The organism is Porphyromonas sp. CAG:1061, from assembly GCF_000435035.1.
Taxonomy (GTDB): domain Bacteria; phylum Bacteroidota; class Bacteroidia; order Bacteroidales; family Porphyromonadaceae; genus Porphyromonas_A; species Porphyromonas_A somerae.
This window is the reverse complement of sequence record NZ_HF988801.1, coordinates 1-1,491: the sequence shown is the minus strand read 5'-3', so window position 1 is coordinate 1,491 and position 1,491 is coordinate 1. Positions and strand designations below refer to the sequence as shown.

The window sequence follows — 1,491 nt, the reverse complement described above, 5'->3', positions numbered from 1 at the left end:
TACGGTACCGCCGACCCATTAGAGTGGTCCCTACCTCCAACTTTCCTTTCTGATAGCTCACGATGGCTCCACCACTAGAGCGGAGAGCGGTATGCCGGTAGCGTTGCTCCTTGGTAGTACGATGCATACCACCAGGGTAGAGGGTAACGAGTCGTCTCCCCTCAATCCGAGCATCTAATCGCTCAAACCCATAGAAGAGCGCCACTTGCACGGGACCGCTCTGCCACCTCGTTGCCACCCCTCTGAGGAAACCCTCTTCACGGAAACTGGTATGAGGGCGAATTAATTGGCCACTGAGGGAAGGGGGTTGTCCCGTCATTTCACTACGGGAGAAAAAAGAATTGGCCTGACCCAATTGCATACCCAGCCCAGCTTGTAGCCGATAATCACCCAGCACCACCTGCCAGTGCGATTGCCGATATTGGTAACTAAAAGAGAGGTGGTCAGCAACCCCCTTACGAAGCGGAAGCAATGGTTCCCCACGATCCTGTCCGAGGACTAGCGACCACGAGTGCCGCTCTTGTCGACTTCCCACATACCTCAGCCCCACCCCAATCCCTTGGTAGCGGTCACGACGATGGGGAAGCGTTAGCTCACTACCCAAGTAAAAGTCCTGCCGCAGTGGCGCCACCATACGTGGTCGATCGCTCCCCACCCTGAGGAAAGGGGCTAGGAGGGGTAAGTGACTTATCGGAGCACCTGGAACCGCCTTCAGATCATAGATAGATCGGAAACGTCCGCCTGCCTTGGAACGGTAAAGAAGTAGGTTTCGTACAAAAAAGGCATCGAAGTAAGGCAGCTGAAGCAACTGCTCTTCCGTCGCTTGATTGAGGTCAAGGGGCTCCGCCAATAGTTGCCGAAGAGTCTCCTCTAGCTGGAGCGCCTCTTCCCCCTCAGGCAACTCCTCCAATAGTAATTGAATCGCCTGCCCCGTCGCCACTTCTTGCGCCTCAGCAGTGATGATTGGTCCCCACCACAAAAGAGGTATTACAAGTAGGAAACGAAGGAGAGAAAGACTAAGATTCGGTCTGCTCATCAGAATAGTTCTCTGATCCTTGAAGCAATTGTAATTGTCGGTCAAAGTCAAAAGTCAGAGATTATTTTTGAGTTGATTGGACTTGTCACTGAGCTTTTAACTACCGAGGAATCCTCGGCAGTTGGGTTATTTTAGTGAGCCTCCAGCCAGTTATCACCAATACCGACATCCACTTTCAGAGGGACGCGGAGCTCAGGGCAGACTCCCTCCATCTCCTCACGTACCATAGCCACCAACCGTTCTTGCTCCTCCACAGGGCAAGAGAAGTTGAGTTCGTCATGCACCTGTAGGATCATCTTAGCTTGGAACTGCTCCTCCTGGAGTCGCTTTTGGATCCGTATCATCGCTACCTTGATGATATCGGCAGCCGAGCCTTGGAGCGGTGCATTAATGGCATTGCGTTCAGCAAATCCCCGCACCACCCTGTTGCCAGAGTGGATATCCTTGAGGAAGCG

Annotated in this window: 2 protein-coding genes; both read right to left on the bottom strand. The window is 53.1% G+C overall.

What is annotated here, in order from left to right; translation table 11 throughout:
* Positions 1-1,036 (bottom strand): ComEA family DNA-binding protein (locus QVO39_RS00020; RefSeq protein WP_288171133.1); only part of this gene is annotated, 1,036 nt, incomplete at its 3' end.
* Positions 1,037-1,167: 131 nt separating this feature from the next.
* Positions 1,168-1,491, bottom strand: a 324-nt coding sequence (locus QVO39_RS00015; protein ID WP_288171131.1) for a DNA polymerase, incomplete at its 5' end; no start/stop codon positions are given.